General features: G+C 47.6%; 2 protein-coding genes. Both read left to right on the top strand.

The window, feature by feature from the left end; all coding sequences use genetic code 11:
* Positions 1-137 precede the first annotated feature (137 nt).
* Positions 138-338, top strand: a complete 201-nt coding sequence (locus tag Q0294_RS02770) for a hypothetical protein (RefSeq protein WP_299460696.1) — start codon at positions 138-140, stop codon at positions 336-338.
* A 112-nt stretch (positions 339-450) separates the two neighbouring features.
* A partial coding sequence (locus Q0294_RS02765) for a PQQ-binding-like beta-propeller repeat protein (RefSeq protein ID WP_299460694.1) occupies positions 451-2,160 on the top strand: 1,710 nt, incomplete at its 3' end.

Raw genomic sequence — 2,160 nt, 5'->3', positions numbered from 1 at the left:
AAACCCTTAATCTTAATTACTTTTCCGAATCATTTCAGAATTCATGATAAAAGCTACTGAAATGGATGGTCATATTTACTGTTTTTTGCCTATCAATTTTTTAATTACTCATATTTTCATCCAAGAAGGTACTCCTCTTGCTAAAATCGGGGCTAAAAATATTTCTGGAAAAATATCGGGACGATCTGTTTGCCATCATTGGCGGGGGGAGTTTACTCTACTTTGCCACTTTGGATAAAGAACTCGGTTGGTTTTGGTACACCGCAGGCGGCGTATTCCTCGTCTGGGGAATTGCGACCTTCTGTCTGAAATTCAAACAGAGAAACAGCCAAAACTAAACACTGGGAGATCATGCCCTGTGTTACAGTAATGATAGAAACTGAAGTCTTTAGCTGAAGAATGCGTCTCAGAACGATTACTTTGCGTGATGGATGCGTATAGGAATGATTGATGCGAAATCAACTTGATACAGTCCGAGTCTTCTTTCTGCTGGTCTGGACGCTGTTGCTGCCCGGTTCAGTAACAGCGGGCAACTGGCCTGTGTGGCGCTATGACGCGGGACACACCGCTTCCTCTCCTGACAATCTGCCGGATCAGCTTTCGCTACTCTGGACCCAGAAATGGGGACAACGCGATCAGGCCTGGGATGACTCCCTCAACAATGATTTGATGACGTACGACAAAATCTTCGAGCCCGTCGTCTATGGAAAACGAATGTTTGTCGGATTTAATGATTCCGACAAACTGCTTGCCATTGATACCGAACATGGTGAGACACTCTGGACTTTTTATGCAGAGGGACCAATTCGTTTTTCTCCCGTTGCAACAAAAAATCACGTTTATCTCGTCAGTGATGATGGGTATTTGTATTGCCTGGATTCCGTAAAGGGAACACTCGTCTGGAAATTCCGTGGTGCTCCGGCTGCGCAAAAAGCATTGGGCAATCAACGAGTCATTTCTGCCTGGCCCGCCAGAGGGGGCCCCGTTCTGTATGACGAGACCATTTATTTTGCAGCCAGTATCTGGCCTTTTATGGGCACATTTATTTATGCTCTCGATGCCGAGACAGGTCATGTCATCTGGGTCAATGATTCGACCAGTGCCAGCTATATCAAGCAACCACATAGCGCCGCTGCTTTCGCCGGTGTAGCCCCACAGGGGACTCTCGTTGCAACCGAAGAGCTTTTACTGGTGCCCGGCGGTCGCTCCGTGCCGGCGGCTCTGGATCGGAAAACGGGAGAGTTAAAATATTTTCATCTCGGCGGCAAAGGTAACGGCGGCTCATTTGTGATTGCCGATTCGACTCAGGCATTCGTTCATACGCGTTATCGCGGTGTGCGGGCCTATGATCTCAAAGCCGGTTTGCCCACACTTTTTGTGCATAATGAACCGGTCCTGCACGATGACAGGCTGTACTCGGCCATACTGAAAAATAATCAGCCTCTCATTCAAGCTTACAAGAAAAATCATCAGGCACTGTGGTCGATTGCCGCTGATGGCCAGGGAGACATGATTCGGGCAGGAGATCGTCTGTATGCAGCAGGAGAAAAGGCACTTTCCGCAATTATACTTCCTGCCACTCCGGAAGCAAAACCAGAATTGGCCTGGCAGCTACCTGTCAAGGAACAGGTTTTACGGTTACTGGCAGCAGACGACAAATTATTCGCTGTGACGATAAGCGGAGAAATCCAGGCTTATGGCGTTCCCGAGAAGCGGTCAGCACAACAGTCACCAGACCAGCAAACAGCAGCAAAGTTGATTTCCAGTTCTGATTCCACTCAGACCACAAAATCTCTGCTGGATGTCACACAATCAAAAAAAGGTTATGCAATCTGCTATGGAGCGGATAATGAAGCCTTGTTTGACGCATTCCTGCAACTCTCGCCGCTGAGATTGATTGTGATTGAACATGACCCGGTCAAGGTTCAGGAATTACGAACCAGATATGATGTTTTGGGTTTATATGGTTCGCGTATTTCAGTTCACGAGGGAACTCCCCAGTCATTCCAGGCGCCACAGCATATTGCCAGACTCACTTTAATCAGCGACACATTCTCACATACTCTGAATTCCAGTCAGCTCGAACAAATTTACCGCTCCGTACGTCCTTATGGCGGTGCCATCTGGATTCCCGTAGAAAATCAGACACAGATCAGCCAA

This window comes from uncultured Gimesia sp., assembly GCF_937919775.1.
Lineage (GTDB): Bacteria > Planctomycetota > Planctomycetia > Planctomycetales > Planctomycetaceae > Gimesia.
Note: the sequence above shows the minus strand (reverse complement) of the source record. Positions and strands in the feature narration are given on the sequence as shown.